Origin of the sequence: Embleya sp. AB8 (genome assembly GCF_049739465.1) — a bacterium.
In the GTDB taxonomy this organism is placed as follows: Bacteria; Actinomycetota; Actinomycetes; order Streptomycetales; family Streptomycetaceae; genus Embleya.
In genome coordinates this window covers 20,329-47,239 of sequence record NZ_JBMHHY010000014.1, presented here as the reverse complement: position 1 = coordinate 47,239, position 26,911 = coordinate 20,329, and the positions used below count along the sequence as shown (strand labels likewise).

Annotated in this window: 26 protein-coding genes; 15 read left to right on the top strand and 11 right to left on the bottom strand. The window is 72.1% G+C overall.

Annotated elements, in window-relative coordinates:
• Positions 1-188 precede the first annotated feature (188 nt).
• From ABIA38_RS21615 to ABIA38_RS21605, 3 genes are all read left to right on the top strand, one after another.
• Positions 189-710 carry a pyridoxamine 5'-phosphate oxidase family protein gene (locus ABIA38_RS21615; RefSeq protein WP_424640387.1) on the top strand — a complete coding sequence of 174 codons (522 nt, stop codon included), beginning with the start codon at positions 189-191 and terminating at the stop codon, positions 708-710.
• A gap of 70 nt (positions 711-780) precedes the next feature.
• Entirely contained in the window at positions 781-1,326 is a 546-nt protein-coding gene (locus ABIA38_RS21610; protein WP_424640386.1) for a TetR/AcrR family transcriptional regulator, read from the top strand.
• A gap of 42 nt (positions 1,327-1,368) precedes the next feature.
• Complete coding sequence (locus ABIA38_RS21605) at positions 1,369-2,934, top strand: MFS transporter (protein WP_424640385.1); 1,566 nt, start codon at positions 1,369-1,371, stop codon at positions 2,932-2,934.
• 73 nt (positions 2,935-3,007) lie between these two features.
• Here the strand turns inward: ABIA38_RS21605 and ABIA38_RS21600 are convergent, their stop codons facing one another.
• The 3 genes from ABIA38_RS21600 to ABIA38_RS21590 all read right to left on the bottom strand — a co-directional run bounded on the left by ABIA38_RS21600 (position 3,008) and on the right by ABIA38_RS21590 (position 4,940).
• Positions 3,008-3,484: a GNAT family N-acetyltransferase gene (locus ABIA38_RS21600; RefSeq protein WP_424640571.1), complete on the bottom strand. Its 477-nt coding sequence runs from the start codon at positions 3,482-3,484 to the stop codon at positions 3,008-3,010.
• A gap of 73 nt (positions 3,485-3,557) precedes the next feature.
• Positions 3,558-3,965, bottom strand: coding sequence for a VOC family protein (locus ABIA38_RS21595; protein ID WP_424640384.1), 408 nt, complete (start codon positions 3,963-3,965; stop codon positions 3,558-3,560).
• Positions 3,966-4,079: 114 nt separating this feature from the next.
• On the bottom strand, positions 4,080-4,940 hold the full coding sequence (locus ABIA38_RS21590; RefSeq protein WP_424640383.1) for a helix-turn-helix domain-containing protein: 861 nt from the start codon (positions 4,938-4,940) through the stop codon (positions 4,080-4,082).
• A gap of 52 nt (positions 4,941-4,992) precedes the next feature.
• Between ABIA38_RS21590 and ABIA38_RS21585 the strand changes: the two genes are divergently transcribed.
• Positions 4,993-5,445: an RpiB/LacA/LacB family sugar-phosphate isomerase gene (locus tag ABIA38_RS21585; protein WP_424640382.1), complete on the top strand. Its 453-nt coding sequence runs from the start codon at positions 4,993-4,995 to the stop codon at positions 5,443-5,445.
• 42 nt (positions 5,446-5,487) lie between these two features.
• On the opposite strand, the gene ABIA38_RS21580 is transcribed toward ABIA38_RS21585, so the two are convergent.
• Together ABIA38_RS21580 and ABIA38_RS21575 are read right to left on the bottom strand one after the other, a co-directional pair.
• Positions 5,488-6,267: an HAD family hydrolase gene (locus ABIA38_RS21580; RefSeq protein ID WP_424640570.1), complete on the bottom strand. Its 780-nt coding sequence runs from the start codon at positions 6,265-6,267 to the stop codon at positions 5,488-5,490.
• An 86-nt stretch (positions 6,268-6,353) separates the two neighbouring features.
• A complete protein-coding gene (locus ABIA38_RS21575) occupies positions 6,354-7,535 on the bottom strand; it encodes an MFS transporter (protein WP_424640569.1) in 1,182 nt (393 codons plus the stop codon).
• Between the two features lie 147 nt (positions 7,536-7,682).
• Between ABIA38_RS21575 and ABIA38_RS21570 the strand changes: the two genes are divergently transcribed.
• A complete protein-coding gene (locus ABIA38_RS21570; RefSeq protein ID WP_424640381.1) occupies positions 7,683-8,444 on the top strand; it encodes an AraC family transcriptional regulator in 762 nt (253 codons plus the stop codon).
• A gap of 15 nt (positions 8,445-8,459) precedes the next feature.
• Here the strand turns inward: ABIA38_RS21570 and ABIA38_RS21565 are convergent, their stop codons facing one another.
• The 3 genes from ABIA38_RS21565 to ABIA38_RS21555 form a co-directional block, all read right to left on the bottom strand.
• Entirely contained in the window at positions 8,460-9,146 is a 687-nt protein-coding gene (locus ABIA38_RS21565; RefSeq protein ID WP_424640380.1) for a TIGR00266 family protein, read from the bottom strand.
• Between the two features lie 105 nt (positions 9,147-9,251).
• The gene (locus tag ABIA38_RS21560; protein WP_424640379.1) at positions 9,252-10,028 is read right to left on the bottom strand and encodes a VOC family protein; all 777 of its coding nucleotides are present in this window, start codon (positions 10,026-10,028) and stop codon (positions 9,252-9,254) included.
• A gap of 274 nt (positions 10,029-10,302) precedes the next feature.
• Entirely contained in the window at positions 10,303-10,926 is a 624-nt protein-coding gene (locus tag ABIA38_RS21555) for a hypothetical protein (protein ID WP_424640378.1), read from the bottom strand.
• Between the two features lie 290 nt (positions 10,927-11,216).
• Between ABIA38_RS21555 and ABIA38_RS21550 the strand changes: the two genes are divergently transcribed.
• From ABIA38_RS21550 to ABIA38_RS21525, 6 genes are all read left to right on the top strand, one after another.
• Complete coding sequence (locus ABIA38_RS21550; RefSeq protein WP_424640377.1) at positions 11,217-12,767, top strand: efflux RND transporter periplasmic adaptor subunit; 1,551 nt, start codon at positions 11,217-11,219, stop codon at positions 12,765-12,767.
• Entirely contained in the window at positions 12,764-13,531 is a 768-nt protein-coding gene (locus ABIA38_RS21545; protein ID WP_424640376.1) for an ABC transporter ATP-binding protein, read from the top strand. The genes ABIA38_RS21550 and ABIA38_RS21545 overlap by 4 nt, the downstream gene beginning before the upstream one ends.
• On the top strand, positions 13,528-14,748 hold the full coding sequence (locus tag ABIA38_RS21540; protein WP_424640375.1) for an ABC transporter permease: 1,221 nt from the start codon (positions 13,528-13,530) through the stop codon (positions 14,746-14,748). The genes ABIA38_RS21545 and ABIA38_RS21540 overlap by 4 nt, the downstream gene beginning before the upstream one ends.
• Before the next feature lie 74 nt (positions 14,749-14,822).
• A complete protein-coding gene (locus tag ABIA38_RS21535; protein ID WP_424640374.1) occupies positions 14,823-15,659 on the top strand; it encodes a hypothetical protein in 837 nt (278 codons plus the stop codon).
• Position 15,660: 1 nt separating this feature from the next.
• A complete protein-coding gene (locus ABIA38_RS21530) occupies positions 15,661-16,392 on the top strand; it encodes a response regulator transcription factor (protein WP_424640373.1) in 732 nt (243 codons plus the stop codon).
• A 7-nt stretch (positions 16,393-16,399) separates the two neighbouring features.
• A complete protein-coding gene (locus tag ABIA38_RS21525) occupies positions 16,400-17,872 on the top strand; it encodes a sensor histidine kinase (protein WP_424640372.1) in 1,473 nt (490 codons plus the stop codon).
• 104 nt (positions 17,873-17,976) lie between these two features.
• On the opposite strand, the gene ABIA38_RS21520 is transcribed toward ABIA38_RS21525, so the two are convergent.
• Entirely contained in the window at positions 17,977-20,112 is a 2,136-nt protein-coding gene (locus ABIA38_RS21520; RefSeq protein WP_424640371.1) for an MMPL family transporter, read from the bottom strand.
• A gap of 271 nt (positions 20,113-20,383) precedes the next feature.
• Between ABIA38_RS21520 and ABIA38_RS21515 the strand changes: the two genes are divergently transcribed.
• Positions 20,384-22,378 carry a histidine kinase gene (locus ABIA38_RS21515; RefSeq protein ID WP_424640370.1) on the top strand — a complete coding sequence of 665 codons (1,995 nt, stop codon included), beginning with the start codon at positions 20,384-20,386 and terminating at the stop codon, positions 22,376-22,378.
• Positions 22,379-22,662: 284 nt separating this feature from the next.
• Positions 22,663-23,238, top strand: a complete 576-nt coding sequence (locus tag ABIA38_RS21510) for a TerD family protein (RefSeq protein ID WP_424640369.1) — start codon at positions 22,663-22,665, stop codon at positions 23,236-23,238.
• Between the two features lie 653 nt (positions 23,239-23,891).
• Here ABIA38_RS21510 and ABIA38_RS21505 read toward each other — a convergent pair.
• Entirely contained in the window at positions 23,892-24,608 is a 717-nt protein-coding gene (locus tag ABIA38_RS21505) for a TetR/AcrR family transcriptional regulator (protein ID WP_424640368.1), read from the bottom strand.
• Positions 24,609-24,682: 74 nt separating this feature from the next.
• Between ABIA38_RS21505 and ABIA38_RS21500 the strand changes: the two genes are divergently transcribed.
• On the top strand, positions 24,683-25,132 hold the full coding sequence (locus ABIA38_RS21500; protein ID WP_424640367.1) for a PaaI family thioesterase: 450 nt from the start codon (positions 24,683-24,685) through the stop codon (positions 25,130-25,132).
• 51 nt (positions 25,133-25,183) lie between these two features.
• Here ABIA38_RS21500 and ABIA38_RS21495 read toward each other — a convergent pair whose 3' ends face one another.
• Entirely contained in the window at positions 25,184-26,104 is a 921-nt protein-coding gene (locus tag ABIA38_RS21495; RefSeq protein ID WP_424640366.1) for a LysR family transcriptional regulator, read from the bottom strand.
• Between the two features lie 88 nt (positions 26,105-26,192).
• Between ABIA38_RS21495 and ABIA38_RS21490 the strand changes: the two genes are divergently transcribed.
• Complete coding sequence (locus ABIA38_RS21490; protein WP_424640365.1) at positions 26,193-26,906, top strand: succinate dehydrogenase cytochrome b subunit; 714 nt, start codon at positions 26,193-26,195, stop codon at positions 26,904-26,906.
• Positions 26,907-26,911 lie beyond the last annotated feature (5 nt).

The window sequence follows — 26,911 nt, the reverse complement described above, 5'->3', positions numbered from 1 at the left end:
CCGGAAGGCCCTGATGAAGCACGTCCACGTGCACCCGGACACCTTCCCCGCCGTGATGTTTCGGGACAACAGGGTCCGGATCAAGCCGCCGACCTCGGACGACTTCCCGATGTGCCTTCAGGGTCACGGGCGTTCACGACAGTATGGGGTGGGTGTGGGGCCGTCACGACGAGACAGGGGTTGCCGCCATGACCGATCTGGAAACCGCGGCCCCGGCCTTCATCGCGATGGCGCATTCGATCGTGTGGGCCTCGATCGCCACCGTGGACCGCGCGGGTCGACCCCGGACCCGGATCCTGCATCCCTACTGGGTGTGGGAGGACGGCCGGTTGACCGGTTGGGTGGCCACCGTGCCCACCGCCACGAAGCGCGCGCACATCGCCCGCAATCCGTTCGTGTCCTGCAACTACTGGTCGCCCTCGCACGACACGTGCGCCGCCGAGTGCCGGGCGGATCTGCTCTTCGACGCGGAGGTCCGCGAGCGGGTGTGGCATCTGTTCCGGGACACCCCGGAGCCGCTGGGCTACGACCCGGCCGGGATCGGGGTGGCCGGCTGGGACAAGCCCTCGTCGCCGGACTTCGCGGTGATGCGGCTGTCCCCGTGGCGGTTGCGGGTCTTCCCCGGCGCGGCACTCAAGGCGGGCCACGGCGACGCGGTACTCAACTGGCAGGAGCCCCGCCCCGAGCTGACACCGCAAAGTGCCGGCTGACCCCGCCCCCCACTGAGTCTTCCATGTAATTCCTGAGACAAGATTGTCTCATCTGGGCTAGAGTCGATCCATGCCCACCGACCACGAGCACGTGCTGCGCGCCGCCGTCACCCTGCTGCTGCGGCGCCCCGCCTCGTCCATGGACGAGATCGCCCGCGCGGCCGGGATCAGCCGGGCCACGCTGCACCGGATGTTCCCCGGCCGCCCGGCGCTGATCACCGCGCTCGGCGTGGAGGCCTCGGCCCGGATCGCCCGCGCCATCGACACGGCCGATCTGGACGCCGAGGACGTACCCGAGGCGCTGCGCGGCCTGGTCGGGCAGTTGATGCCCTGTGCCGAGTATCTGGCGTTCCTGTACGGCGAGAGCTCGCTGGTCGGCGATCCGGACCTGGAACAGGCCTGGAGCGCGATGGACGAGCAGGTGGCCGCGGTGATCCGGCGCGGCCAGGAGAACGGCTCGATGCGCGTCGACCTGACCGCGCAGTGGGTCTCCGAGGCACTGTTCGCGTTCGTCGCCGCCGCCGGCTGGGCGGTGCACGAGGGCCGACTGGCGGGGCGCGACGCGGCCCGCTCGGTGACGGAGCTCCTGCTCGGCGGCGCCAAGCGACACGGCTGATTTTCCCCACCTTGATCCAACTCTTTATTTGGACTTTCGATCATGGCCACTTCCACCTCTTCAACCCCCGTTCATACCGGCACCGGCGGCTCCGAAAAGGGCGCGCCGGGCCGTTGGATCGCCCTGGGTGTGCTCACCCTGTCGGTGCTGCTCGTGGCGATCGACGCCACCGTGCTCGGCCTGGCGATCCCGTTCCTCAGCGCGGACCTCGAACCGTCCGGCACCCAGTTGTTGTGGATCGGTGACGTCTACTCGTTCGTGATCGCCGGTCTGCTGGTCACCGCCGGCACCCTCGGCGACCGGATCGGCCGCAAGAAGTTGCTGCTGTACGGCTCGGCGGCGTTCGGCGCGCTGTCCGTGGTGGCCGCCTACGCGCCCAGCGCCGAGGCGCTGATCGCGGCCCGCGTGGCGATGGGCGTCGCGGGCGCGTCGCTGATGCCCTCCACGCTCGCCCTGGTCCGCAACATCTTCCCCGACGCCCGCGAGCGCAGCTTCGCGATCGGCATCTGGGGCGCGATGTCGATGGCCGGCGCCGCGTTCGGCCCGGTGATCGGCGGCTTCCTGCTCGAACACTTCTGGTGGGGCTCGGTCTTTTTGATCAACCTGCCGGTGATGGCCGTACTGATCGCGGTCGGCGTCAAGATGTTGCCGGAGTCGCGCAACCCGAATCCGGGTCCGTGGGACATGCGCAGCGCGGTGTTGTCCCTGGTCGGCATGATCGCGACGGTCTACGCGGTCAAGGAGGCCGCGGCGCACGGTGTGCTGCGCTGGGACGTGTGGGCGGCCCTGGTGGTCGGGGTGAGCGCGCTGGCCTGGTTCGGCCGCCGGCAGTTGTCGTTGCCGGTGCCGCTGTTGGACATGCGGCTGTTCCGCAATCGGGCGTTCTCCGGTTCGGTACTGGCCGACCTGCTCACCGTGCTCGGCATGTCCGGTTTCATCTTCTTCCTGTCCCAGTACCTGCAACTGGTCCAGGGCCGCAGCCCGTTGCAGGCGGGCCTGGCCGAACTGCCGGCCACGGTCGGCGCGATCGTGTCGGGCCTGCTCGCCGGCCTGGCCGCCCGCCGACTGACCCCCCGGGTCGTGGTCACCGGCGGGCTGACCGCGATCGGCCTGGCGTTGGGCGCGTTGACGGTGCTGTCCCCGGACACCCCGTACCTGTACCTGGGCGGCGTGTTGCTCCTGGTCGGCGTCGGCGCGGGCTTCTCCTTCACGGTCACCGCGGACCTGATCCTGGGCAGTGCGCCGAAGGAGAACGCGGGCGCGGCCTCGGCGGTCTCGGAGACCGCGTACGAACTGGGTGCGGCGCTGGGCATCGCGCTGCTCGGCTCGGTGGTCACCGGGGTCTACCGGAGCCGGGTCACGGTGCCCGAGGGGATCTCCTCGGCCGCCGCCTCGGACGCGCGCGAATCGCTCGCGGGAGCCGCCCAGGCGGCCGACACGGCGCCCGGGCAGTTCGCCGCCGACCTCACCCACTCGGCGAACGACGCGTTCCTGGAGGGCCTGCGGATCGCGGCCGGCGCGAGTGCGGCGGTGCTGCTCGCGGCGGCGGTCGCGGCGTGGTTCATGTTGCGCGGCGCCCGGACGGCCTGGTCGGACGTGGCGCACTGACGGGTGGGCCGGCGGCGAGGGTGACCTCGCCGCCGGCCTCGGCCTTACCCCTTCGCCTGGGCGCGGCTTCGGGTCAGAGCGCCTTCGCGAAGCACATGCTGCTCTCGTAGTCCTTGTAGTGGCCGAACCCGGGTATGGGTTCGTATCCGGACGACCGATACAGCGCGATCGCCTCGGGCTGCTTGTCGCCGGTCTCCAAGACCAGGCGCAGCCGACCCGCCGCGCGGGCGCTCTGCTCGAGGTGCGCGAGCATCATCCGGGAGAGGCCGCGCCCGCGCGCGTGCGGCACCACATACATGCGCTTGAGTTCGGCGTCACCCGCACGCAGGCTCGGGTCGTCGTCGACCGCGCCGCGAGCCCGCCAGCCGCCGCCGGCCACCGGAACGCCGTCCCGGTAGGCCACGCAGAACAGGCCCTCCGGCGGGCGGAAGTCGGCCGGGTCGACCGCCGACTCGTCGGGGTCGCCGTAGCGCACCACGTATTCCTGCTGCACGTCCGCGACCAGCTTGCGGACGTCGGGGTGGTCGTACCCCAGCGTCCTGATCTCCAGATTCTCGATTTCCACGCGAAAACGCTAACCCCCGCGGCCGGCGAGGGCCGAGCCCGGGTCGGGCTCGGCGTGCTCACACCCGTGGGCGATACGTACCGAAGCTCCACAGGTTCCCCTCCGGGTCCCGGACCGTGTAGCCGCGACCGCCGTAGTCCTCGTCCTTCGGGGCCAGCACCACGCTCGCGCCCGCCGCCACCGCGCGCTCGCAGTGCGCGTCCACGTCGCCGTCGAGCATGGCGTAGATCGAGGACCCGCCGACCGGCCAACGCAGTTGGTCGCCGCAGCCCTCCGGCAGGTTGGTGCCCAGCATGACCATGCTGTTGCCGAAGGTCAGTTCGGCGTGATGGACGATGTCCCCGTCACCGGGCACCACGAGGACCGCGGTCATCCCGAACGCGTCCTGCAGAAACTTGATCGCCGCCGGCGCGTCGTTGTAGCGCAGCGTCGGCACGAGGTCGGAAACCAGGGCTTGGTCACTCATCACGCACTCCTCGTTCTGCGGCCGGATGGGCTCCGGCCGATCGACTCCAGCTTCCGGCCGGTGACCCCACGCGGTATTGGATAAACGGGAACGATCGGCTGAGCCGGCGCCGGCTCAGGCGGTGAAACCGCCGCCGGCGGGCAGCCGGGTGCCCAGGTAGGCGCGGGGAGTGCAGCCCGCGAGCGCCTTGAAGTCGCGGTTGAAGTGCGCCTGGTCGTAGTAGCCCGCCTCGGCCGCGAGTTGCGCCCACGACCGCGGCGGGCCGTCGAGCAGCGTGATCGCGTGTTGGAAGCGCAACACCCGGGCCACCGTCTTGGGCGGCAGCCCGAGCGTCTCGCGAAAGCGCGCGCCGAGGTGGCGTCGGCTCCAGCCGGTCTCCCGGGCGAGCGCGGTGACCTCGATCCGGCCGGCGCTCGCCGCGATCAGATCCCAGCAGTGCACCACCTCGGGCAGCGGTTCGGGGCCCTGCTCGCGGCGGCGCAGCAGGACTTCGTCGAGGCAGGCGAAGCGCGCGGGCCAGTCGGGCGCGGATTCGAGCCGGTCGACGAGCGGGCCGGCCGCCCAGCCGGGCAGGTCGTCGAGGTGCACCACACGGTCGGCGATCTCGCTCAGCGGCAGGCCGAGCAGCGTGTACGCACCGAGCGGGGTCACATCGAGTTGGATGCCGGCCTGGAAGCCCTGATGCTCGACGATCGCCGGGCCGTCGTGCAGGCCGGCCACGAACGAACCGGCGGTCACCGGCGCGTATCGGGCGTCGTGTGGGGAGCACACCCGGATCGGGGTGAACCCGATGATGATGGTGATCGAGCCGGTCGCCACCTCACGCCGGCGCAGCGGCGCGAGGGTGTGTTCGGTGTAGCCGACATAGGTGTCGACCAGCGGCGCGAGGGCCGGATGCGGGGGTCCGGAGACCGTCTCCATCGACCCGAGCGCGGAGGTGTGTCGGGTCACGTGCAGAGTGTCCGTGGGGACCATGCTTTCCAGTCTCACACCCGGTACCGACAAAGCACCGACCAAGGAGTGTCCGATGCGCATCGCGATCTCGGCCGATTCGATCAAGGGCTGCGGCCTGTACCTCGCCGACGAACTGCGCAAGCGCGGTCATGAGGTATTTCCGTACGGCGCGTTCGACCCCGCGCACCAGCCGAAGTTCGCCGACGACTGGGCGCCGGTGAGCGCCGCCGCCGCCCGCGAGGTGGCGGCGGGGCGGGCCGATCAGGCGATCGTGTGCTGCTGGACGGGTACCGGCGCCGCGATCGCGGCGAACAAGGTGGACGGGGTCCGGGCCGCGCTGTGCTCGGACCCGGAGACGGCGGCGGGCGCCCGCCGCTGGAACCACGCGAATGTGCTCGCGTTGAGCCTGCGGCTGACCTCGGGGCCGGTGCTGATGGAGATCCTGGACGCGTGGTTCGCCACCGCGCCGAGCCGGGAGCCGGCGGACGTCCTCAACGTCGAGCACGTGGCCGCGATCCGAGGCTGATCTCCTGGGCGGCTTCGCCGCTCTCCGCGCTTCGCGCGTCGATCACTCGGGGTGACCCGGATCGTGGGCACCGACGCGCCGAGGGGGCGCGGTCGTGGGTGATCGGGGTCGTGGGTGTCTACGTGCCGGCGGTGTAGCGGCCGGGTCGATCCGGTCGAGGTAGTCGGGCAGATCCGCGAAGTGGGCGATCACCCCGATCGGGTCGGCCAGTCCGGCGGGCCGACCGGTCGGGGCGATCAGCACGGCCTGCATGCCGTAGAGGTGCGGCGCGGTGGCATCCTTGGCCGGGGTGTTCCCGACGAACATGATCCGCTCCCGGGGGACGCCGCCACAGGCCCGCTCGACGGCGGCGTAGAAGTCCGGATGCGGCTTGCGCAGTCCGATCTCGCAGGACAACACGACGGCGTCGAAACAGGCCTCGATCCCGGCCTCGGCCAGGGTCCGCCGACGCACGGACGCGGGCCGCCGGGTATCGCAGGCCAGCACGCACACGAGGTCGCGGCGGGCCCGAATCCGCAGCAACGCGTCGGCGGCCCGCCGCATCACCCGGGAGTCCTCGATCCGCCCGAACACCAATTCGGCGACCCCCTCCGGCTCCGGTACCCGAGCCCCGCAGAGCACCGCGGCATGCCGAATCTCGTCGGCGAAGGCGGTGTGCGTATCCCGCACCCGATCCCCGATCCGGGTGATCCGATGCACGTGCTCATAGGCCGCCGCGAACCCGTCCGGCACCTCGGCCCCCGGCATGCCCCGCAGCACGTCCGCCACGACCCGCCCCACCGGCCGCGCCCCACGCTCCGCGAGGGTCTCCCCGAAATCCACAGCCAACGCACGCACATCCATGCCGGGGCGGGTCCCCGAAAGACGGCGGGGTCAGTCCTGAACGCCGTCCACCGGCACTGCCCCACTCACCTCTCCGGCCCGCCGACACCGTCCTGCTCGCGACCCCTGACCACCGGCACGGCCGCGTCCCCGGCGCCGGCCTCCCCCGGTTCCGTCAGTCCCCTCCCCAGCAACCACGCCGCCGCGCACAAGGCGATCAGCGGTGTCAGGGCGATGCGTAGCGTGGTGGCTTCCGCCAAGGCGCCGATCGCCGGTGTGGCCACGCCGCCGATGCTGACCGCCAGGCCCAGGGTGACGCCGCTGGCCGTGCCCACTCGGTTGGGCAGGTAGTCCTGGCCCAGGGTGACATGCAGGGAGAACGGGATGTACAGGGCGATCGCCGTGGCCGCCGCGAAGACGTACAGCGACCAGCCCGGGGCGAAGACCAGGCCCGCGGTGGCGAGAATCGACGCGGCATAGGCGCGGCGCAGGGTTCGGGTACGGCCCCAGCGGGCGGCCAGTCGGCCGCCGAGGACCGTGCCGATCGCGCCGCCCGCGAAGAGGGTGAACAGCGCGATCGAGCCGGCCGTCGCGCCGCCGGTGAGGTGTCGTTCGGCGAACAGCGCGATGAATGTGCTCAGCCCGACGAAGACGATCGACCGGCAGACGATCACCGCCGACAACCGGGCGAACTGCGGCCAGTCGTCCGCGCGCAGCGAGTGTGCGACCCGGCTCGCCGCCGCGTGCCGGGCCAGCCGGCGGATCACCGACGCGGTCACCAGCACCCCGGCGACCGCCGGTACCAGCAGCCACGGCGTCGCGCCCAGGCCGCCGGCGGACAGGATCGGCGACGCGACGATCGGGGCGAGTGCAAAACCGATGTTGCCGCCGAGGGAGTACCAGCCCATCGCGACATGGCTGCCCCGACAGGCCACCCGGGCCAGCCGCGCGGACTCCGGGTGATAGGCCGCCACGCCCATCCCGGACAAAGCGATGGCCAGCCAGGTCAGCGGATACGAGTCGGCCGGCCCGGCCAAGGCGATGCCCAGACCCGCGCCGGTCGTACTGATCGGGATCAGCCACGGCATCGTCCAGCGATCCGTGAGCGCGCCGAACAGGGGTTGCACGATCGAGGACAGCAGCGTGGCGGCCAGCACGATGCCGGCCGCCGCGACATAGCCGTAGTGCCGTTCGGCCACCAGGAACGGCACCAGGCACGGCACGGCGCCCTGGTAGAAGTCCACCGTGGCATGGCCGATCGCCATCATCGGGATGGCCCGCCGATCGGCGGCCGACGCCTCGGGCGGCTCGGCGGACGGGGGCGGTACGGGAGCGGGACGTGCGGCAGGACTTCGGGTCACCTGTCGATGGTCGAATGCGACCCACCCGGCGGGCTTCCGATAATCTGCCAAGCGATGCAGAACATCCGCCAATCCCTCGTCGAGCCGCCCACCGGCCTGACCACCATCACCCGCCACCTGCCCGCCGGCGGCGGCGTGACCGCGCATCGGCACGACGTGCATCAGATCGTCTACGCCGGTCGGGGCGTGTTGTCCGTGACCACCGACGCGGGCAGTTGGGTGGCGCCGGCCACGCGCGCGTTGTGGATCCCGGCCGGGACGCTGCACCGGCATCGCGCGCACGGGCAAACCGTGTTGCACGCGGTGGGCGTCCCCGCCGACACCAATCCGCTCGGCCTGGACCGCCCCGCCGTACTGGCCGTCGGCCCGCTGCTGCGCGAGCTGATCATCGCCTACAGCCGACCCGAACTCGTGGACACCGACGAGGGTTCGCGGATCCTGGCGGTGCTGCTCGACCAGCTCCGACACAGCCCACAGCAGGCGTTGCACCTGCCCACCGGCCGGGATCCGCGCCTGGTCGCGGTATGCGAGCTGCTCGTGGCGGATCCCGCGGATCGACGCACGCTGGCCGCCCTGGGCGCCGGGGTCGGGGCGGGCGAGCGCACCCTGACCCGGCTGTTCGCGGCCGAGTTCGGCATGACCTTCCCGCAGTGGCGCACCCAGCTGCGCCTGCACCACGCGCTGCGCCTGCTCGCCGAGGACGTACCGGTGACCGTCGTCGCGCACCGGTGCGGCTGGTCCTCGGCGAGCGCGTTCATCGACGTCTTCCGCCGCGCGTTCGGCCACACCCCCGGCGCGCACCGCACACCCGACTGAGCACCGTCGCCACGGTCAGTTGCGCATCCCCGGCAACCCGGTGATGAACTCGGCGAACGCGGACGGATTGCGGGTCTGGATCAACACCCGCCCCGGTCCGGTGAAGTCGAAGACCAGGCCCTCGCCGGACTTCATCGACGCGAGCGTGCGCCCGCGCGCGGCCCGACGGGTGGTGAAGGTGATGGTCGGCGAGTACGCGACCACATGGCCGGTGTCGATCACCACCTGCTCCCCCGCCTCCAGGTCCAGTACGTCGAGGGCGCCGTAGCAGCCCATGATCACCTCGCCCTGACCGGACGCGTGCACCAGGAAGCCGCCCTCGCCGCCGACCAGGTTGCGCAGCCCGCCCCACTTGGTGTCGATCTGCACGCCGGCCGAGTTGGCCAGCCAACTGGTCCGGGTGAGCAGGAACTCCGGTACCTCGGGGGTGAGGGTGACATTGGCGATGTCGCCGGGCAGTGCGGTGGCCACGTCGACCCACCCGCCCTGCGCGGGCGCGGTGAACGTGGTCTGGAAGAACGATTCGCCGCCCAGCACGCTGCGTTTGAGCCCGCGGATCAGGCCGCCCTCGACCTTCGCGGTGATCTCCACACCCGCGCTGTGCGCCATCATCGCGCCGGATTCGGCCCGCATCGCCTCGCCCGGATCGAGCAGGCAGCGAGCGGCGGCGAACGCGGGACCGTGTCTGACTTCGACTCTCATTCCGCGAACGTACAACACGTGCGGGCCCGCCCCGCCGACCGCATCGACCCGACCGGGCGACGCGCATCACCCGATCGGGTCGGCGGAACAGAGCACCCGCACCGCTCACTTGACCGGCAAAATGCCCTTGATCATCGCGAAGCGCGCGCCGAACGGGTCTTCCAGCATCGCGATCCGGCCCACGTCCGGGATGTCGTACGGCGCCATCAACTCGGTCGCGCCCAGCTCGATCGCCCGCGCGAACGACGCGTCGCAGTCGGCCACACCGATGTAGATCTGCCACTGCGGCGCGGACTGCGCCGGGTCGACCTGCATCAGGCCGCCGTGCATCGCGTCCACATCCCGTCCCGGGTAGGCGAGGCTGTAGATGCCGCCGGGCGACTCGAAGTCCTGGTAGTTCCAGTCGAACACCGAGTGGTAGAAGGCCGTGGCCGCGACCCGGTCCGGGGTGTACAGCTCGGTCCAACACAGCGCGCCGACGTCCTGGACCAGTTCCAGGCCGTGGTTCGTGCCCTGCTGCCAGACCATGAAGCCGGCGCCGGTGGGGTCGGTGAACCCGGCCAACCGGCCCAGGTCCATGACGTCCATCGGCGCGAGCGCGACGCTGCCGCCGGCCTGTTCGACCGCCTTGGCGGTGGCGTCGGCGTCGGGAGCGTGGAAGTAGACGGACCACCTGGGGGTCGCGCTCGGGTCCACCGGCGGGGCGAGCGCGCCGACGCTCTTCCCGTCCTTGCGCAGGATCCCGTAGCCGCCGGTCTCGGGGCCGGTGATCTCCAGGTCCCACCCGAACAGGTCGCCGTAGAACGCGCCGGCCGCCGGGATGTCGGGCACCCCGAGGTCGATCCAGATCGGGGCGCCGAGGGCAAAATCGGTCGTGAGCATGACTGGTCACTCTCCAGGGAATCGACGGACGATCGCCGTGCGGATCGGGGGCTGCCCGTACCGGGGTAGACCGGTCCCGAGTCCGAAACTCATCGCTCCGCGACCACGGGACCGGACCGCTGCCGGCACACCCACACGGTCATCCCGATTGCCCTGTTCAGCCGGATTCACACCGTCGCCGAGCCCGGCCGCGGGCAGACCGGGCGAGCCGGCTGTCGAACCCGCCGGCAAACCGCTCACCGAACCCGTCGCCCGACGGCGGCCGACCCCGCGCCTACGTCGTCGGCGCCGCCGTCTCCGTCGCCGTCGCCGTCCCGGACGCGGCGGGCAGCAGCGCCTCGCACACCTTCAGCGCTTCGGCGACCTTGGGATCCGCCCGGTCGAGGGCGGACGCCCCACCCGCCGGCAGCTCGACCCGGTGATCCCGCAGGCAGCTCGCGAACGCCCGCCCGGCCGAGTCGTTCCCGCCGTGCTCGGGACCGGCCGTCCCGCCGGGCCCGCCGCCGGGACCGCGCGTGGGCCGCAACTTCGCGCACGCCTCCTCGGCCTTGACGAACGCCGGGTCGGTCGAGCGCGGATTGGCCCGCCCGCTCGGGAAGCCGGTGGGCCGTTCCCCCGGCGCCCGGGTGGGCCGGTTCGACGGGCGACCGGACGACCGGGCTCCCCCACCCGGACGTCCGGTCGGCATCGTGACCCCGTTGGCCCGCAGGCAGTCGACGTACGCCTTCGTCGTCGCGTCCGCACCGCCGCCCGCCGAGCCCGGGGCACTCGACGGGGCCGAGGCACTCGTACTCTTGCCGCTGCTTCCCCCACATCCGGCCAGCAACAACACGAGCGCCGCGACGGCGGCCGGCGCCACCTTCGTGGTCCACGCCGGTCGACCCGGGTACCTCGCCATGACGTCCTTCCCACAAAACACGGGGGTCGGCGCCGGACGGCGCACCGCCCATCCGCACCGGACTCAAGCAGATCCGGATGGCCGCCGGCCGCGCGCCGCCTGGGAGTTCGCTGAGAGCCCGACTCGAAATGGCCCTCGGCCCGCCGGTTCGGGCGCACCACTTGTCCGGTTCGGATCCGGTTCGGCCGGGCGCGAACCGGCCACCCGGGCCCGGGTGGAGCCCACGTTGCCGGCCAACTCCCAGGCGGCGGCCAGGCTTCCGGTACATGTCCCGGTCAGGCTGTGCCGCCATGAGGCGTGTACGACTACGACGAAAGTCGGTCCTGATCAACCTGGCCCTGGCCACCGCGATGCTCACCGGTGCCGGCTTCGCCTACGCGGCCGTGGACGACGGGGGCGGCTCGGCACGCGCCACCCGGGCCCGGACCGGCAAGGTGACCAAGGGGACGGTCATGGCCACGGTGTCCGCCTCCGGATCGTTGACCTCCCCGTCGGACGTGGGCGTCGGCTTCACCGCGGCGGGCAGGGTCACCGCGGTCGGGGTCAAGGTCGGCGACCACGTCACCGCCGGTCAGGTCCTCGCGCAGATCGACCCGACCCAGGCGCAGGAGACGCTGGACGCGGCGCAGGCGGCCGTCACGGTGGCCCAGGCGAACCTCACCAAGGCGCGGGCCGGCACCCCGGTCCCGCAGAACGGCGGCGGCGGCAACGGCGGTGGCGGGGGCAATCAGGGCACGGACATCCAGAACACCGCGCTGCGCGGCGGCACCGGCGGCACCGGCGGCCACCCAGGCACCGCCGGCCCCGACGATGTGCCAACCACCACGCCCACGACGGCGCCGCCCAGGTCCTCGTCGCCTCCCGTCACCCAGCCGCACCCGACCATCACCGTCACCATCACCAAGACGCCGGCGGCCACCCCGACGCCGAGCACGACGGTCGACGCGGCGGCGGTGAGCCAGGCCGAGTCGGCCCTGGTCGCGGCGAACAACAAGGTCGCCGACGCACAGCGGGCCCTGGACGGTTGTGTACTCACCGCGCCCTCCGCCGGCGTGGTCGCATCGGTGTCCGGCAAGGTCGGCGACACCGTCTCGGCGGCCGGCGGCGGCGGTTCCGGCTCGTCCGGCACCGGCGGCAACGGCCAGAGTCAGGGCCAGGGCGGTGGCGGCGGCGCCACCTCGTCGGGCAGCACCGTGACCGGTTTCGTGGTACTCGCCAACCCGACCGGCATGGAGACCAAGGTGTCCTTCCCCGAGGCCGACGCCGCCAAGGTCAAGGCCGGCCAACCCGCCACGGTGACGCTCAACGTGAACTCGGCGATCCGGCTGAACGCCAAGGTGGTCAGCGTCAATCCGCTGCCGGACAGCGGCGGTTCGGCGGGCTCGGTCAAGTACGGCGCGACCATCGCCCTGGACGGCGACGTATCCGCGCTGCGCACCGGGCAGACCGCGAACATCTCGGTGATCGTCGCCCAGGCGGACAACGCGTTGCAGGTGCCCTCCACGGCCCTCACCGGCGCGAGTACCGGGACCGGCAGCACCGCCTCGGTACGGGTCCTGGTCAACGGCGTCGAGCAGCGTCGCCCGGTGACCGTCGGCGTGGTGGGCGACCAGACCACGCAGATCCTCACCGGCCTGGCCGAGGGCGACGAGATCGTGCTCGGCACCGTCGCGACCACCGGTGGCACCGCCGGTTCGACCTCGGGCCGTGCCGGCCAGTCCACCCGAGGCGGCACCGGCGGCGGAGCCGGCTTCCCCGGCGCCGGCGCGCTCACCGGCGGCGGCATCACCGGTGGCGGCGGCGCGTCCGGCGGCGGCTTCCCGCGTGGCGGTTCCCGATGAGCGGGCCGGCCGCGGCGCGTCCCGCGCCGGTCATCGACGTCCGCGCGGTGACCAAGTCCTACGGCCACGGCGCCGCCTCCGTGCACGCCCTGCGCGGCGTCGACCTGACCATCGAACTCGGCGAATACGTGGCCATCATGGGCAGTTCGGGCTCGGGCAAGTCGACGCTGATGAACGTGCTCGGCTGCCTGGACGTACCCACCTCGGGCCGCTATCTGCTCGACGGCCTGGACGTCGGCCGACTGGACGAGCACCAACTCGCCCTGGTCCGCAATCGCCGGATCGGCTTCGTCTTCCAGTCGTTCAACCTGATCCCGCGCACCAGCGCGCTCGCCCAGGTCGAACTCCCGCTGTCCTACGCCGGGGTGCGCGCCAAGGAGCGCCGCCGCCGGTCACTGGCCGCACTCGACCTGGTCGGCCTGGCCGACCGCACCGATCACGCGCCCAACGAACTCTCCGGCGGCCAGCAGCAGCGGGTCGCGCTGGCCCGGGCCCTGGTCACCGCGCCCGCCCTGCTGCTCGCCGACGAGCCGACCGGCAACCTGGACAGCCACAGCACCGCCGAGGTGCTCGGCATCCTGGACCGACTGCACGCGGCCGGCCGCACCATCGTGATCATCACCCACGAGGACGAGGTGGCCGCCCGCGCCGAACGGGTCCTGCGCCTGGTCGACGGCCTGGTGGTGTCCGACGAACGACGAACCCCACCCCCCGCGTCCGGGCCGGTACCCGCCGGCTCGCTCGGGGAAGGTCCTCGCCGGTGAACCCCGTCGAAGTCCTCCGGTTCGCCGTCCTGGGTCTGGCCGCGAACAAGATCCGCACCGCGCTGACCATGCTCGGCGTACTGATCGGCGTCGCCGCGGTGATCCTGCTGGTGGCGGTCGGCAACGGCTCGTCCAAATCGGTCCAGGCCTCGATCCAGCGGCTCGGCACCAACCTGCTCACCATCTCGCACACCGCCGGCGGCGGCCGATTCGGCGCGGCCGGCCAGGGCGGCACACTCAAGGACCTCACCCCGGACGACGCCCAGGCACTCGTCGACAAGACTCTGGCCCCACACGTGAAGTCGGCCGCGCCGGTGCAGATCACGTCGCAGAGCATCACCTACGCCGGCCAGTCGGTCACCGTGTCCCAGATCGTCGGCACCACGCCGGACTGGTTCGACACCACCAACCACGACCTGGGCCAGGGCACCCTGTTCGGCGCCGAGGACGTGAGCGCGCGCCGCAAGGTGGCGATCCTGGGCAGCACCACGGTGGAGAACGTGTTCGGTACGGAGAACCCGATCGACAAGGAGATCCTGGTCGGCGGCGTACCGTTCCGGGTCGCCGGCGTGCTCAAGACCAAGGGCGGCAACGGCGCGGCGGACGCCGACGACACGATCGTGCTGCCGGTGACCACGATGCGGGACAGCCTGACCGGCTACGGCTCGCTCGGCGCGATCGCGGTCCAGGCGACCTCGTCGGCGGACACCACCCTCGCCCAGGACGAGGTCACCTCGATCCTGAACAACCGGCACAAGATCACCAATTCCGCCCAGAGCGACTTCCGGATCACCAACCAGCAGTCCCTGCTGAGCGCCAACGACGAGACCAACAAGACCTTCACCGTGCTGCTCGCGGCGGTCGCGGCGATCTCGCTCCTGGTCGGCGGGATCGGGATCACCAACATCATGCTCGTCACGGTCGCCGAGCGGACCCGCGAGATCGGGATCCGTAAGGCGATCGGCGCGCCGCGCGGGGCGATCCTGGGCCAGTTCCTGGCCGAGTCCACGCTGTTGTCGGTGCTCGGCGGCGGTCTGGGGGTGGCCGCCGGGCTGTTCGCGGCGCGCTTCGAGGTGGTCGGGATCGCGCCGGTCGTGGTGCCGAGTTCGGTGGTCGGCTCGTTCGCCGTATCGGTCGCGATCGGCCTGTTCTTCGGCGGCTACCCGGCCGCGCGCGCCGCGTCGTTGCGACCGATCGAGGCGCTGCGACACGAATAGCCCGACCGCCCCGCCCGTTCGCGCGCGCCCCGCCGTGCGACCGCCCCTGCCGTTCCAGGAGGAGAACCGAGACCATGACGCCGAAGCACAGCCTCGACCCACGCGACACCCGGCCGTCGGCCGCCCTCCCCGGCCCGGCCCGACCCGAACCTCCCGCACCCGACCCCACCGCGTCCGACCCCGCAGCCCTCGGCCCCCGTTCCCGCCTCCCCGAACCCGGCGACCCCGGGTCGGCGGCGAACGAGGCGGCCGAGCCCGGGTTCGTCGGCGGCTTCCGGACCGAGCCGGAAGCCGCCGACGGGCCCCACCCGAACCGGCCGGATCCGGCCTGGGACGAATCCCCGGAGGACATCCTCGGCCGCCCACCGGCGGCCCGCGATGTGGCCGCCGAACTCGCCGCCCCGCCGCGCCGCCGGCTGCCCACCCTCACCCTGGCCCTGGGCGCGGGCGTGCTCCTGTCGGTGAGCTTTTTGGCCGGGGTCGAGGTACAGAAGGACCACGGCGGCGGCAGTGGCCAAAGCGCCGGACAGCCGGGCGCCAATCCGTACGCCCGCGCGGCCGGCGGCGGTTCGGCGCCCGGCGGCGCCCAGCCGGGCGGCGGCCGAACCGGCGGCGGCCCGCTCGGCGCCGGCGCCGCGGCGGACCTGACCACCGGGACGGTGAAGGTCGTCGACGACTCTTTCATCTACGTCTCAGATTCGACCGGCAACATCGTCAAGGTGAAGACCGACGCGGGCACGAGGATCCAGGTCACCAGGGACGGCAAAACCGTCGATCTCAAACCCGGCGACACCGTCGTGGTGCGCGGCGCCACCGGCGCCGACGGCTCGGTGACCGCGACCGCGGTCACCCAGGGCACCGGCACGGGCAGTCGCGGCGGTGCCGCCGGCGGCGCGGGCGGGGCGGGCTGAGATGGCCACGCCCACCGAGACGGGCGCCCGGCCACGCCTCCTGGTCGTCGACGACGAGCCCAACATCCGCGAACTGCTCTCCGCGAGCCTGCGGTTCGCCGGCTTCGAGGTGGATTCGGCGGCGGACGGCGCCGACGCGCTGGCGGCGGTCGCCCGCTGTCGGCCGAGCCTGGTCGTGCTGGACGTGATGTTGCCCGACCTGGACGGCTTCGAGGTGGTCCGCCGACTGCGCGCGGACGGCACCCGGCTGCCGGTGTTGTTCCTGACCGCGAAGGACACCACCAAGGACAAGATCACCGGACTGACCCTGGGCGGCGACGACTACGTCACCAAGCCGTTCAGCCTGGAGGAGCTGATCGCGCGCATCCACGCGGTGCTGCGCCGAGTGGACGGCGACGCGGGCCTCCCGATCGCCTCCAACCGGCTCGTGGTCGCCGACCTCGAACTCGACCCGGAGGGCCACGAGGTGCTGCGCGCCGGCCGACCGGTGCAGTTGTCCCCCACCGAGTTCAAGCTGCTGCGCTATCTGATGCTCAACACCGGCCGGGTGGTCTCCAAGACCCAGATCCTCGATCACGTCTGGCAGTACGACTTCGGCGGCGATCTGAGCATCGTCGAGTCCTACATCAGTTACCTGCGCCGCAAGGTCGAACTCGACGTGGGCGGTGTCAAGTTGATCCACACGGTGCGCGGCGTCGGCTATGTGCTGCGCCGCCCGCAGCCGACGGCCTGACCGCGCCTTGCCGAGGTTTCCGCATCCGGGCCGGCTGTCGCTGCGCGTCCGGGTGCTGATCATCGCGATGGCCCTGGTCACCGTCGCCCTGCTGGTCAGCCAGACGGTCGTGGTGGGGTCGCTGCGCGGCTATCTGACCGATCAGGTGGACCGGCAACTGGGCCAGGCCGCCCGGGGGATGGCGTTTCGCGCGCCCGCCGACGGCGGCACCGAGTCGCACCCCGGTGAGCCGCGCGCCGGCGGGTCGGGGCACGGGCGCGCGCTCGGCCAGTTGCCGAGTCGGTTCGTGGCCGAATACCTGTACCCGGACGGCAACACCCGACAGCGGCTGCGCGCGCCCGGCGCCGAGGAGGAACTCGGGCCCCGGCTACCGAAGTTGGACACCGCCGCCGTGCTGGCGCTGCGCCGGCGTGCGTTCGAGACCGACTCGCTGACGGGCGACGCGCGCTGGCGGGTGCTGGTGGTGCCGATGGCCTCCGGCGAGGGCAGCGTGGTGCTGGCCGAACCGCTGAACGACGTGCGCGCGACGGTCGACCGGATGCGTACGGTGTGCCTGGTGATCGGGCTGTCCTGCCTGACCGTGCTGGCCGCGGCCGGCTGGTTCGCGCTGCGCGGGGGCTTGCGTCCGCTGCGCCGGATCGAGGAGACGGCGGCGGCGATCGCGGCCGGCGACCTGTCGCACCGGGTGCCGGTGCCCGCGCCGGGGACCGAGATCGGCCGGTTGTCCACCTCGATCAACGGAATGCTCGCGCAGATCGAGACCGCGTTCGCGGCCCGGGCCGAATCGGAGACCCGGATGCGCCGGTTCGTCGCCGACGCGGGCCACGAGCTGCGCACCCCGCTGGCCAGCGTGCGCGGCTTCGCCGAGTTGTACCGGATGGGCGCGCTCACCGATCCGGCCGAGGTGGCCCGCACCATGCGCCGGATCGAGGACGAGGCGATCCGGATGGGCGGCCTGGTCGAGGACCTGCTGCAACTGGCCCGCCTGGACGAGCAGCGTCCGCTCGGCAACGAACCGGTGGACCTGCGCATCCTGGCCGCCGACGCGGTGCACGACATCAAGACCCTGGCCCCGGACCGCTCGGTCACCCTCACCGGCCTGGACGGCGGCCCGGCGCAGCCGGTGACCGTGGCCGGCGACGAGTCCCGGCTGCGCCAGGTGGTGGCCAATCTGGTCTCCAACGCGCTCACCCACACGCCGGCCGGTACCACGATCCGGATCGCGGTGGGCCGCACCGCGCCCCCGCAACGATCCGCGGCGTTGGAGGTCACCGACGCCGGCCCCGGCCTGACCGCGGCCGACGCGCAGCGCGTCTTCGAACGTTTCTACCGCGTCGACACCTCCCGCAGCCGAGCCGCCGGCGGCGGTTCGGGCCTGGGGTTGGCCATCGTGGCCGCACTGGTCAACGCCCACGGCGGCCGAGTGGAGGTGCGCACCGCCCCCGGCCACGGCGCCGCCTTCCGCGTACTGCTGCCCTGACCGGACCCGCACACAGCACCCGTCCCGCGCACTGCCCTGCCCCGGACCCGGCAACGCGGGCCGCCGAGACCCTCGACGACCCGCGTGTGGCCCGGGCGTACCGCTCAGCCCGCCGGTTCGTTCCCCGGCCCGGACCTGCCCGCCGGCCTGGTGTCGCCGTGGCCGGGCCACCATGCGGTGTGGCCGATCAGCGCGGTCAGGCTCGGGGTGAAGATCAGCGCCATGATGAAGGCCGCGATCGCGATGCCGCTGGAGAGCGCGAAACCCATCTGGGACAACGTCGAGTTGCCCGCCAGCATCAGCGTGGCGAAGGTACCGGCCAGGATCACCCCCGCCGCCGCGATGGTCGGGCCGGAGTGCTTGACCGCGACCGCCGCCGCGTCGTGCGGGTTGTGCCCCTCGCGGGCCTCCTCGCGCAGGCGCGAGACCATCAGGATGTTGTAGTCGGTGCCCAGCGCGACCACGAACAGGTACATGATCACCGGGAGCATGAACATCAGCCCCGGCTGATCGCCGATCTTCTGGAACAGCACCGAGGTGGCGCCGAGGGTGGCGCCGAAGCCCAGCGCCACCGAGGCCATCAGGTACCACGGCGCGACCAGGCTGCGCAGCAGCAGACCCAGGATGATCATGATGCACACCGCCGCGACCGGGAAGACCACCGAGTAGTCCCGGTCCACCGCGCGGTTGATGTCCACGTAGACCGCGGTGATCCCGCCCACCAGTGCTTCCGTACCGGCCGGTGCCGCGTTGTGCAGGGTCGGCCGCAGCCGGTTCTTGATCGTGGACAGCGCCGAGTCGGTGGCCGGCGAATCGGTGAGCACCACCGAGTAGAACGCGGTCCGCCCGTCCCCGGCGAGCAGCGGATCGGCCACCGAGCCCACCCCCTTGACCTGCTTCAGGGCGGCTTCGAACGGGGCCCGCTCGGCCGGGGTGAGCGGCTGCCCGGTGGTGGACTTCAGATAGACCTCGGTCGGGTCGGTGGTGCCGGGCGGGAAGCCCTTCTCCAGGTTCTTCATCGCCACCACGGATTCCTTGTCCGAGGGCAGCGAGGAGCCGGCCAGGTCGAAGTTGGCCTTGTAGCCCAGCGCGCCGATCGCGAGCACCCCCATCACCAGCGCCGAGATCACCGCGAAGACGACCGGGCGATGTCCGATGCCGCGACCCAACCGGGCGAAGCCGGTGCCCTGCGGCGCCACCCGCCACGACTTGGACGGCCAGAACACGCGCGTGCCGAGCAAAGAGACCACGGCCGGCACCAGCGTCAGCCCGGCGAGCAGTGTGACGAACACCGCGATCGCCAGCGCCGGGCCCATCGAGCGCAACATCCCGAGCGTGGACAGGGTCAGCGCGGCGAACGCCACGATCACCGCCGCGGCGGCCGAGGCGATCGCCTCGCCGACCCGGGACAACGCGTGCACCATGCCGTTCTTGGCGTCGTCCCCCTCGCGCAGTGCCTCGCGATAGCGGAAGAGCAGGAACAGCACGTAGTCGGTGCCCACCCCGAACAGCACCACGGTGAGCAGCTGTTCGATCGAGGTGTCGGCCTTCAGGTCGAAGATCTTGTTGGCCGACCCGATCAGGCCGGTGGCCATCGGCGAGATCAGCCCGATCACGATCACCGGCAGCAGCGCGATGATCGGGCTGCGGAAGATGATCAGCAACAACAGGATGATGATCACGATCGTGCCGACCGCGACCAGCGTGCCGGCGGTCTTGGACGAGTCGCGTTGGTCGAGGGCCGTGGCCGCCGAGCCGGTGATGCCCACCGTCAGATCGGTGCCGGCCACCTGCGCCTTGACGTCCTTGCGCATCGTCTCGACGGCGTCCTGCGGGGTCTCGTCGTTGGGGTCCTTGAGCTCCGGCATGGCCACCGTGGCGGTCTGCACAAGCCCGTTCGGGGAGACCTGACCCGGCGTCACCGCGAGCACGTCCTTGATCCTGCGCGCCGACTCCGCGGCGGAAATCCTGGCCACCAAGGCGCTGTCCGCCGGGGTCAGCGGCTTGCCGTCGGCGCGCTGGAAGACGATCATCGCGCCCACGTTCTCCTGCTGCGGGAACGACTGGTTGCGCAGGTCGGAGGCCCGGACCGACTCGTAGGACTTGGGCAGGAAGCTCTTCTCGTCGGTCGAGGAGGTCAACTTCGGCGCGAGGCCGATCACCAGGCCGGCGGCGATCACCCACGCCAGGATCACCCACCAGGGCCTGCGTACGACGAACCTGCCCAGGGCCGCAAACATGGGCGCCTCGTTTCCTGGTCGACCGGACCCAATACCTCCCGCAACCGTCGGGCCGGTCACCGGACCGCGCCAGCGGGGTGATCCGTGCGGGTGACGGGTGCGCCCGGACCACCCCGGGGCAACGATCGGATGTCCGGTCGGTACGGTTTGCCCTGCCGTCGAGGCGGACGCCGGCCCCGGGGGCGGGCCGGGGTGATCGACGGGCTCGAACGGGTCGTCGCGGACGGCATCGGGATCCGGGAACGACCAGGGAACGGCACGGGGGACAGGGATGGCGCCGAGTGGTCGCCGCGACGCGATACGGGCCGCCGTGGGTGCCCGGTTCGGCGGCGGCGGGACCGGTCCGAGGTCGGCGTCCGGTCCCCCCTCCGGGCCCCGGGAGGATGCCGCGCCGGCGCTGCTGTTGGCGCGCGTGGTGATCGTGGTGGTCACCTGCGGGTTCTTCTTCGGCGGGTTCGTCGGGCTGGTCGAGTCGACCCGGTTGTCCACCGCCGCCAAGGCGACCGCGCTGGTACTGCTGCTCGCGCTGGTCGCACTGCACCTGCGCAACTGCGTACGTCCGGCGGACGGCTCGCGGCCGGTGGGGTGGATGTGGACGCTCGGCGCGCAGGCCGTGCTCACCTATCTGCCGATGACGTGGTTCCACGAGACCTGGTACGGCAATCCGGGCTTCCTGGCGGGCGCGGCGCTGCTCCTGCTGCGGCCCGCGTGGGCGGGCTGGGCCGGCTTCGCGGCGGTGCTCGTGGCACAGGTCCCGGTCGCCCTGGCGGTGCGGCCGACGGTGGTCGAGGCGCTGTACCTGGTGGTGGGCCAGGCCGCGCTGGTCGGCCTGGCGGTCTACGCGCCGGCCGGTCTGGCCGATCTGGTCGCCGCGCTGACCGCGACCCGGACCGCGCTCGCCGAGGCCGAGGTGGCCCGCGAACGGCTGGGCTTCGCCCGGCAGCTCACCGACGGCGTCGGGGCGAGTCTGACCCGGATCGTCGAGCGCGGGGACGCGCTGCTCGCCGGGCTGCGCGAACGCCCCGAGCAGGCCCGGCCGGCGCTGACCGAGGCGTTGGCCGAGGCGCGCGACGCGATGACCCGGGCGCGGGCCTTCGCACACGCCCACCGCCAGGACGAGAACGCGCCGCCGGCCCCGATCGCCGCCGAGCCCACGCCGCGCGCGGTGTCGGTGCTGCGAGTGGTGATCCTGATCCTGCTGATCGTGCCGCTGCCGCTGCGGGTCCTGGCGGCGGGGCACCACTCGCCGGGCCGGTGGGCGCTGTTCGTGGGGTTGCTGACCGCGTTCGTCGCGCTGTATATCCGCAACTGCACGCCGGCCCCGGGTGGGCGGCCCCGGGGGTGGCGGTGGACGTTCGCGGCACAGGTCGTGCTCGCCTACGCGCCGCTCGCGGTGTTCGACGCCAAGACCTGGTCGGTCGGGCTGTTCCTGGCCGGGATCGCGCTGGTGTTGCTGCGCGGGCCGTGGCGGGTGCTCGCGGTGGCCGCCTTCGCGTGCCACGACGTGTACTTCGGTACCTGGAGTCCGACCGCGCTCGATCACGTCTATCACGTGGTGTGGATCCTGGAGCGGGCCGCGCTGGTCTACGGGCTGGTCCGGATGGCCGACCTGGCTCGGGCGCTGGGCGCGGCGCGCGCTGACCTGGCGGCGGCCCGGGTGGCGCGCGAGCGCTTGCGGCTCGGCCACGACCTGCACGATCTGCTCGGCTTCAGCCTGTCCGCGCTGGTGTTGGAGAGCCAACTGGCGCTGCGCTTCGCCGACCGCGATCCGGAGCAGGCCGCCGCTCGCCTGGCCGCCGGGTTGGCCATGGCCCGGCAGGCGCTGACCGACGTGGACACCGTCGCGGGCGGGTATCGCGGGATGTCCCTTGCGGTCGAGGCGTGCGCCGCCCGAGGGGTCCTGGCCGCGGCCGGAATGGTGGTCGAGGTCGCCGTCGACGTGGGCGAGTTGCCCACCGGGACGGACACGGTGCTGGCCACCGTGCTGCGCGAGGGTGCGACCAACATCCTGCGGCACAGCACCGCGAGCCGGTGCGCGATCACCGCGTCGGTCGATCCGGACGGCGCGGTCGTCCTGGTGCTGACCAACGACGGGGTCCGCGCCGCGCCCGGGCCGGTGCCGACCACGGCCGGTATGGGCCTCGGCTCGCTGGTCGGGCGATTGGCCGCGCTCGGCGGGACGCTGAGCACGGGCGTCGACGACGAGGTGTTCCGATTGTCCGCCCGCGTCCCCGGCCAGCGGCGCGCGGAGTCCTCGGCCGGGTGAATCCCCCAGCCACGGCGGCGGGTTCGCGGCGCGCGGGTCGACCCGATCGGGTGGCGACGCGGCCGAAACGAGAGCGGCGCACCGAGAGTTCGGCCGCCCGTTGTCGTCCGCCCGTGGTGGGATGGGGTATCACTGCTGTGGCGATCGAACATCGCGCGGCAGGCGCGCGTCGCGCCGGCGCACGCCGGGCTTCTACATTCCTGTAGATTTACCCATCGGGCGGCCGTCGCGTGATCACCCGACCCGCCTGTACCCCGATATGCACGAGGGAAGGAAGCACTGCCATGGGAGTCAGTCTCGCCAAGGGCGGCAACGTATCCCTGTCCAAGGCCGCACCCGGTCTCACCGCCGTCGCGGTGTGTCTCGGATGGGATGCGCGCAGCACGACCGGTGCGGACTTCGACCTCGACGCGAGCGCACTGCTGCTCGGCAACGACGGTCGGGTGTTGTCCGATCTGCACTTCGTCTTCTACAACAACCTGACCAGCCCCGACGGCTCGGTCCAGCACACCGGTGACAACCTCACCGGCGAGGGCGAAGGCGACGACGAGACCGTCAACGTCGACCTCTCCTCGGTGCCGGGCGACGTCCAGCGGATCGTCTTCCCGGTCTCCATCCACGACGCGGTGGCCCGGGACCAGTCGTTCGGCCAGGTGCGCAACGCGTACATCCGGGTCGTCAACCGCGCGGACAACAACGAGCTCGCGCGCTACGACCTCACCGAGGACGCGTCCACGGAGACCGCGATGGTCTTCGGCGAGCTCTACCGCAACGCCAACGAATGGAAGTTCCGCGCGGTCGGCCAGGGCTACGCCTCGGGTCTGGCGGGCATCGCGAAGGACTTCGGCGTCAACGTCTGAGTCGGCTCCCCTCCGGGGGTTCCCGCTCGGGCGCAGCACGCGTACGAGCCGCGCTTCAGGGCCGCACCGCTTTCGGTGCGGCCCTGACGTCGGATCAGGGGACGAATGAGGGGACGGATCGAGGGAACGATTCGACCCGGTTCGCGGTTGATCCTGCACCAGCACAACACCGAAGCAGCGCGGCGGGGCGCGATCGGCGCGCCCGCGTCCGCACGAAACAAGGAGTGGGCGTCATGTCCGGTCTCGACAAACTGATCAAGAAGGCGACCGACTACGCCAAGCAGAACCCGGACAAGGTCAAGTCGATCGTCGAGAAGGTGAAGAAGCAGGCGGAGAAGCGTAAGGGCAGCTGACCCGGCACCCATCGGGCGCGCGGCCGTCTCCCCCGCCTGCCGCTACGGGAGCGGCCCGCCGCCCTCGGGTCCGCCGCCCTCGGGTCCGTCGTCTTCGGGCCTGTTGTCTTCGGGCCTGTCGTCTTCGGCCCCACCATCCGCGGGTCGACAGCCTGCGGGTTCGCCGTATTCGGCCGCGCCGCCGCCGGGTTCGACCGGCGGCTTCGCGCACTTCGGTACCGCGCCTCCCGGGGTCCGCCGGTGCCGACCCCGCCGCGGCTGCGGGTCTCCCACCCTCGTATCCCGGCTACGTGGTCCCGCCTACGTGTCTCCCGGCTGCCGCAGTCGGTCGGCGAGCGCGTCGAATCCGGCCGTGAACGCGCTCGTACTCGGTGCCGGCCCCGGACCGCGCAGTCGCCCGGCGAGCGCCGAGCCCAGGCCGGCCATCCGGGTCACCTCGTCGGCCATGGTCTCCACGTCGTCCGGCCACGGATAATCCGGCTGCGCGAGGTAGAGCGCGACCAGGCCGTGCAGGGCCGCGAGCATCTGCAGGGTCAACCGGGTCGGTTCGCCGACCAGGACCCCCGCCTCCAGACACGGTCGGATCGCCTCGCCGACATAGGTGAAACACGCGTCCGCCGCGGTCCACCCGGTCGCCGTACCGGCGCGGGGGCGCATCATCAACAGGCGGTACTGCACCGGGTGCGCCAACCCGAAGCGGACGAACGCGGCGCCGCGCCGGCGCATCGACTGGTAGGGATCCTCGATGCCGGCCCCCGCCTCGCGCATCCGCCGCCCCAGGTCCTCCCACACCGCCAGGCAGACCGCTTCGACCAGCTCCTGCTTGTTTGCGAAGTGCAGGTAGACCGACGGCGTGGTCACCCCCACCCGGGCGGCGACCGCGCGCAGCGTCAGCGCGGACTCGTCGCCGGCCTCGTCGAGCAGCGCGGTGGCGGCCCGCAGGATCTCGTCCCGGAGCAGCGCCCCGTCGCCGGGGCGGGCCCGGGTGCGGGTGCGAGAGCGGCTGGTGGCAGGCACCGTGCCAGTTGACAGCCGCCGAGTTGACGTTGTCAACTTGACGGCGTCAACTCGGGTGAGTGAGGGGTTCGGACATGAGCACTGCGTCGTCGACCGCGGGACCGACCGGCCTGGAGCAGCTCCAGGCACTGCGAGACCACGGCATGCCCACCGGGATCGGCCCGTTCATCGGCATGGAGCCGGAGGAGGTCGAGGACGGCCGGATCGTGTTCAGCGCGTCTGCCCGCCCCGAGTTCGCCAACCCGATCGGCAGCATGCACGGCGGCATCGCGGCGACACTGCTCGACTCGGCGATGGGCTGTGCGGTGCACACCACACTGCCGCCGGCGACCGGATACACGTCGCTGGACATCTCGGTGCGCTACCTGCGTCCGGGCCCGCTGGACGGCAGCAAGCTGCGGGCCGAGGGCCGGGTGATCCACCGCGGTCGGACCATCCGCACCGCCGAGGCCGAACTCACGGACCACCAGGGCCGGTTGCTCGCGACGGCGACCACCACGTGCCTGATCGTGCCGCTGGGCTGAGCCGCCCGGCGGGTAGGTCCGGTCCGGTGGATCCCGGCGGCGCGACGGGGATCATCCGCCGGCGCCGCCGATGCGTTCGACGCCGACCGGCAGCCGCTCGGGAGTGAGGAACACCCGCAGTTCGTCCCGGAACGCCCGGGCCGCGTGGGTGAGCGCGGCATCGCTGCGGTGGGCCAGGGCGATGGTGCGGGACAGCCCGGGCGCGGCGAGCGGCGTCGCGGTCAGCCCGGGCCGCCCGGCGAGCACCATGCTCGGCACGATGGCCGGTCCCAGGCCCACCTCCACGAACCGCAGGACCGCGTCCATCTCGCCCCCCTCGATCGCGAACTCCGGCTCGAAGCCCGCCTCGTGACAGGCCCTCAGGGTCGCCTCGCGCAGGTCGTAGCCGTCCCGGAACATCACCAGACGCACCCCGCGCAGCGCCGCGATCGGCACCGTCGGACCGGCCACCGGCGGCGTGCCGGCGAGCACCAGGTCCTCGCGCAGCAGCGGCTCGGTGGACAGCGCCGCACCGACCCCCTGCGGCGGCACCACGATCAGCGCCAGGTCCAGATCACCGCCCAGCAGCGAGCGGACCAGGTCGCGTGAGCCGTTCTCGTCGACCAGCAGCCGGATGCCGGTGTAGCGGGCCTGGAAGCTGCGCAGCACCTCGGCCAGCAGGCTCGCCGACAACGACGGCGTGGCCCCGATCCGCACCCGGCCCGAGCGCAGCCCGACCAGTTCGGCCACCTCCAGATGGGCCACCTCCACGTCCGCCAGGATCCGCCGGGCGATCGGCAACAACCGCTCCCCCGCCGGGGTGAGCGCGATGTTGCCGCGTACCCGGGTGAACAGTTCGGCCCCCAACTCGTGCTCCAGGGCCCGGATCTGCTTGGACAACGACGGTTGCGCGACATGGGTGCGGGCCGCCGCGCGGGTGAAGTGTCGGGTCTCGGCGACCGCGACGAAGTAGACCAGCTGCTGGAACTGCATACCCCAAGCCTGGCATAGCCTCGGGCTATCGATACAAGGCATTTCCGATCTTGGACGGCATGACCTTGGTCCCCCTACCGTCAAACGTATGGCGACCCTGACCCGCGCTCCCGCATCCGCCGGGCGGCGCAGGCAGGGAGCGTCGCATCGCTCGACCGTCCTGATGAAAATCGCGATGGCGCTCAGCGGTGCCGTGCTCCTTGCCTATCTGACCGCCCACATGCTGGGCAATCTGAAGATCTTCTTCGGCGAGTCGAGCTTCGACCACTACGCGCACTGGCTCCGCACCATCGGCGAGCCGCTGGTCCCGCACGAGGGCACCCTGTGGATCGTCCGGGTGGGGCTGACGGTGAGCGTGGTCGTGCACATGGCGATGGCGATCCTGCTCACCCGGCGCGCCCGTCGGGCCCGCCCGGTCAAGTACGTGCACCGTCCGCCCGTCCAGGGCTCGTACGCCGCGCGCACGATGCGCTGGGGCGGGGTGATCATCGCGCTGTTCGTGGTCTACCACCTGCTCGACCTGACCGTGGGGGTGGCCAACCCGACCGGCGCCTCGGGCAAGCCGTACACGAACGTCACCACCGACTTCGAACACTGGTACATCTCCGCGATCTACACGGTCGCGGTGCTCGCGGTCGGTTTCCATCTGCGCCACGGCGTGTGGAGCATGACCCGCACGCTCGGCCGGCAACGGCCGGGCACCGAGCGGCTGATGGGTCGGATCGCGACCGGCTACGCCGTGTTGATGACGGTCGGATTCCTGTCCGTGCCGTTCGCCGTGACCGTCGGAATCGTGGGGTGAACGTG

Coding starts and splice junctions, on each gene's coding strand:
- ABIA38_RS21615 (WP_424640387.1), top strand. CDS start 189: ATGACCGATCTGGAAACCGCGGCCCCGGCCTTCATCGCGATGGCGCAT.
- ABIA38_RS21610 (WP_424640386.1), top strand. CDS start 781: ATGCCCACCGACCACGAGCACGTGCTGCGCGCCGCCGTCACCCTGCTG.
- ABIA38_RS21605 (WP_424640385.1), top strand. CDS start 1,369: ATGGCCACTTCCACCTCTTCAACCCCCGTTCATACCGGCACCGGCGGC.
- ABIA38_RS21595 (WP_424640384.1), bottom strand. CDS start 3,965: ATGAGTGACCAAGCCCTGGTTTCCGACCTCGTGCCGACGCTGCGCTAC.
- ABIA38_RS21590 (WP_424640383.1), bottom strand. CDS start 4,940: ATGGTCCCCACGGACACTCTGCACGTGACCCGACACACCTCCGCGCTC.
- ABIA38_RS21585 (WP_424640382.1), top strand. CDS start 4,993: ATGCGCATCGCGATCTCGGCCGATTCGATCAAGGGCTGCGGCCTGTAC.
- ABIA38_RS21575 (WP_424640569.1), bottom strand. CDS start 7,535: ATGATGGCGATCGGCCATGCCACGGTGGACTTCTACCAGGGCGCCGTG.
- ABIA38_RS21570 (WP_424640381.1), top strand. CDS start 7,683: ATGCAGAACATCCGCCAATCCCTCGTCGAGCCGCCCACCGGCCTGACC.
- ABIA38_RS21565 (WP_424640380.1), bottom strand. CDS start 9,146: ATGAGAGTCGAAGTCAGACACGGTCCCGCGTTCGCCGCCGCTCGCTGC.
- ABIA38_RS21560 (WP_424640379.1), bottom strand. CDS start 10,028: ATGCTCACGACCGATTTTGCCCTCGGCGCCCCGATCTGGATCGACCTC.
- ABIA38_RS21555 (WP_424640378.1), bottom strand. CDS start 10,926: ATGGCGAGGTACCCGGGTCGACCGGCGTGGACCACGAAGGTGGCGCCG.
- ABIA38_RS21550 (WP_424640377.1), top strand. CDS start 11,217: ATGAGGCGTGTACGACTACGACGAAAGTCGGTCCTGATCAACCTGGCC.
- ABIA38_RS21545 (WP_424640376.1), top strand. CDS start 12,764: ATGAGCGGGCCGGCCGCGGCGCGTCCCGCGCCGGTCATCGACGTCCGC.
- ABIA38_RS21535 (WP_424640374.1), top strand. CDS start 14,823: ATGACGCCGAAGCACAGCCTCGACCCACGCGACACCCGGCCGTCGGCC.
- ABIA38_RS21530 (WP_424640373.1), top strand. CDS start 15,661: ATGGCCACGCCCACCGAGACGGGCGCCCGGCCACGCCTCCTGGTCGTC.
- ABIA38_RS21520 (WP_424640371.1), bottom strand. CDS start 20,112: ATGTTTGCGGCCCTGGGCAGGTTCGTCGTACGCAGGCCCTGGTGGGTG.
- ABIA38_RS21515 (WP_424640370.1), top strand. CDS start 20,384: ATGGCGCCGAGTGGTCGCCGCGACGCGATACGGGCCGCCGTGGGTGCC.
- ABIA38_RS21510 (WP_424640369.1), top strand. CDS start 22,663: ATGGGAGTCAGTCTCGCCAAGGGCGGCAACGTATCCCTGTCCAAGGCC.
- ABIA38_RS21500 (WP_424640367.1), top strand. CDS start 24,683: ATGAGCACTGCGTCGTCGACCGCGGGACCGACCGGCCTGGAGCAGCTC.
- ABIA38_RS21495 (WP_424640366.1), bottom strand. CDS start 26,104: ATGCAGTTCCAGCAGCTGGTCTACTTCGTCGCGGTCGCCGAGACCCGA.
- ABIA38_RS21490 (WP_424640365.1), top strand. CDS start 26,193: ATGGCGACCCTGACCCGCGCTCCCGCATCCGCCGGGCGGCGCAGGCAG.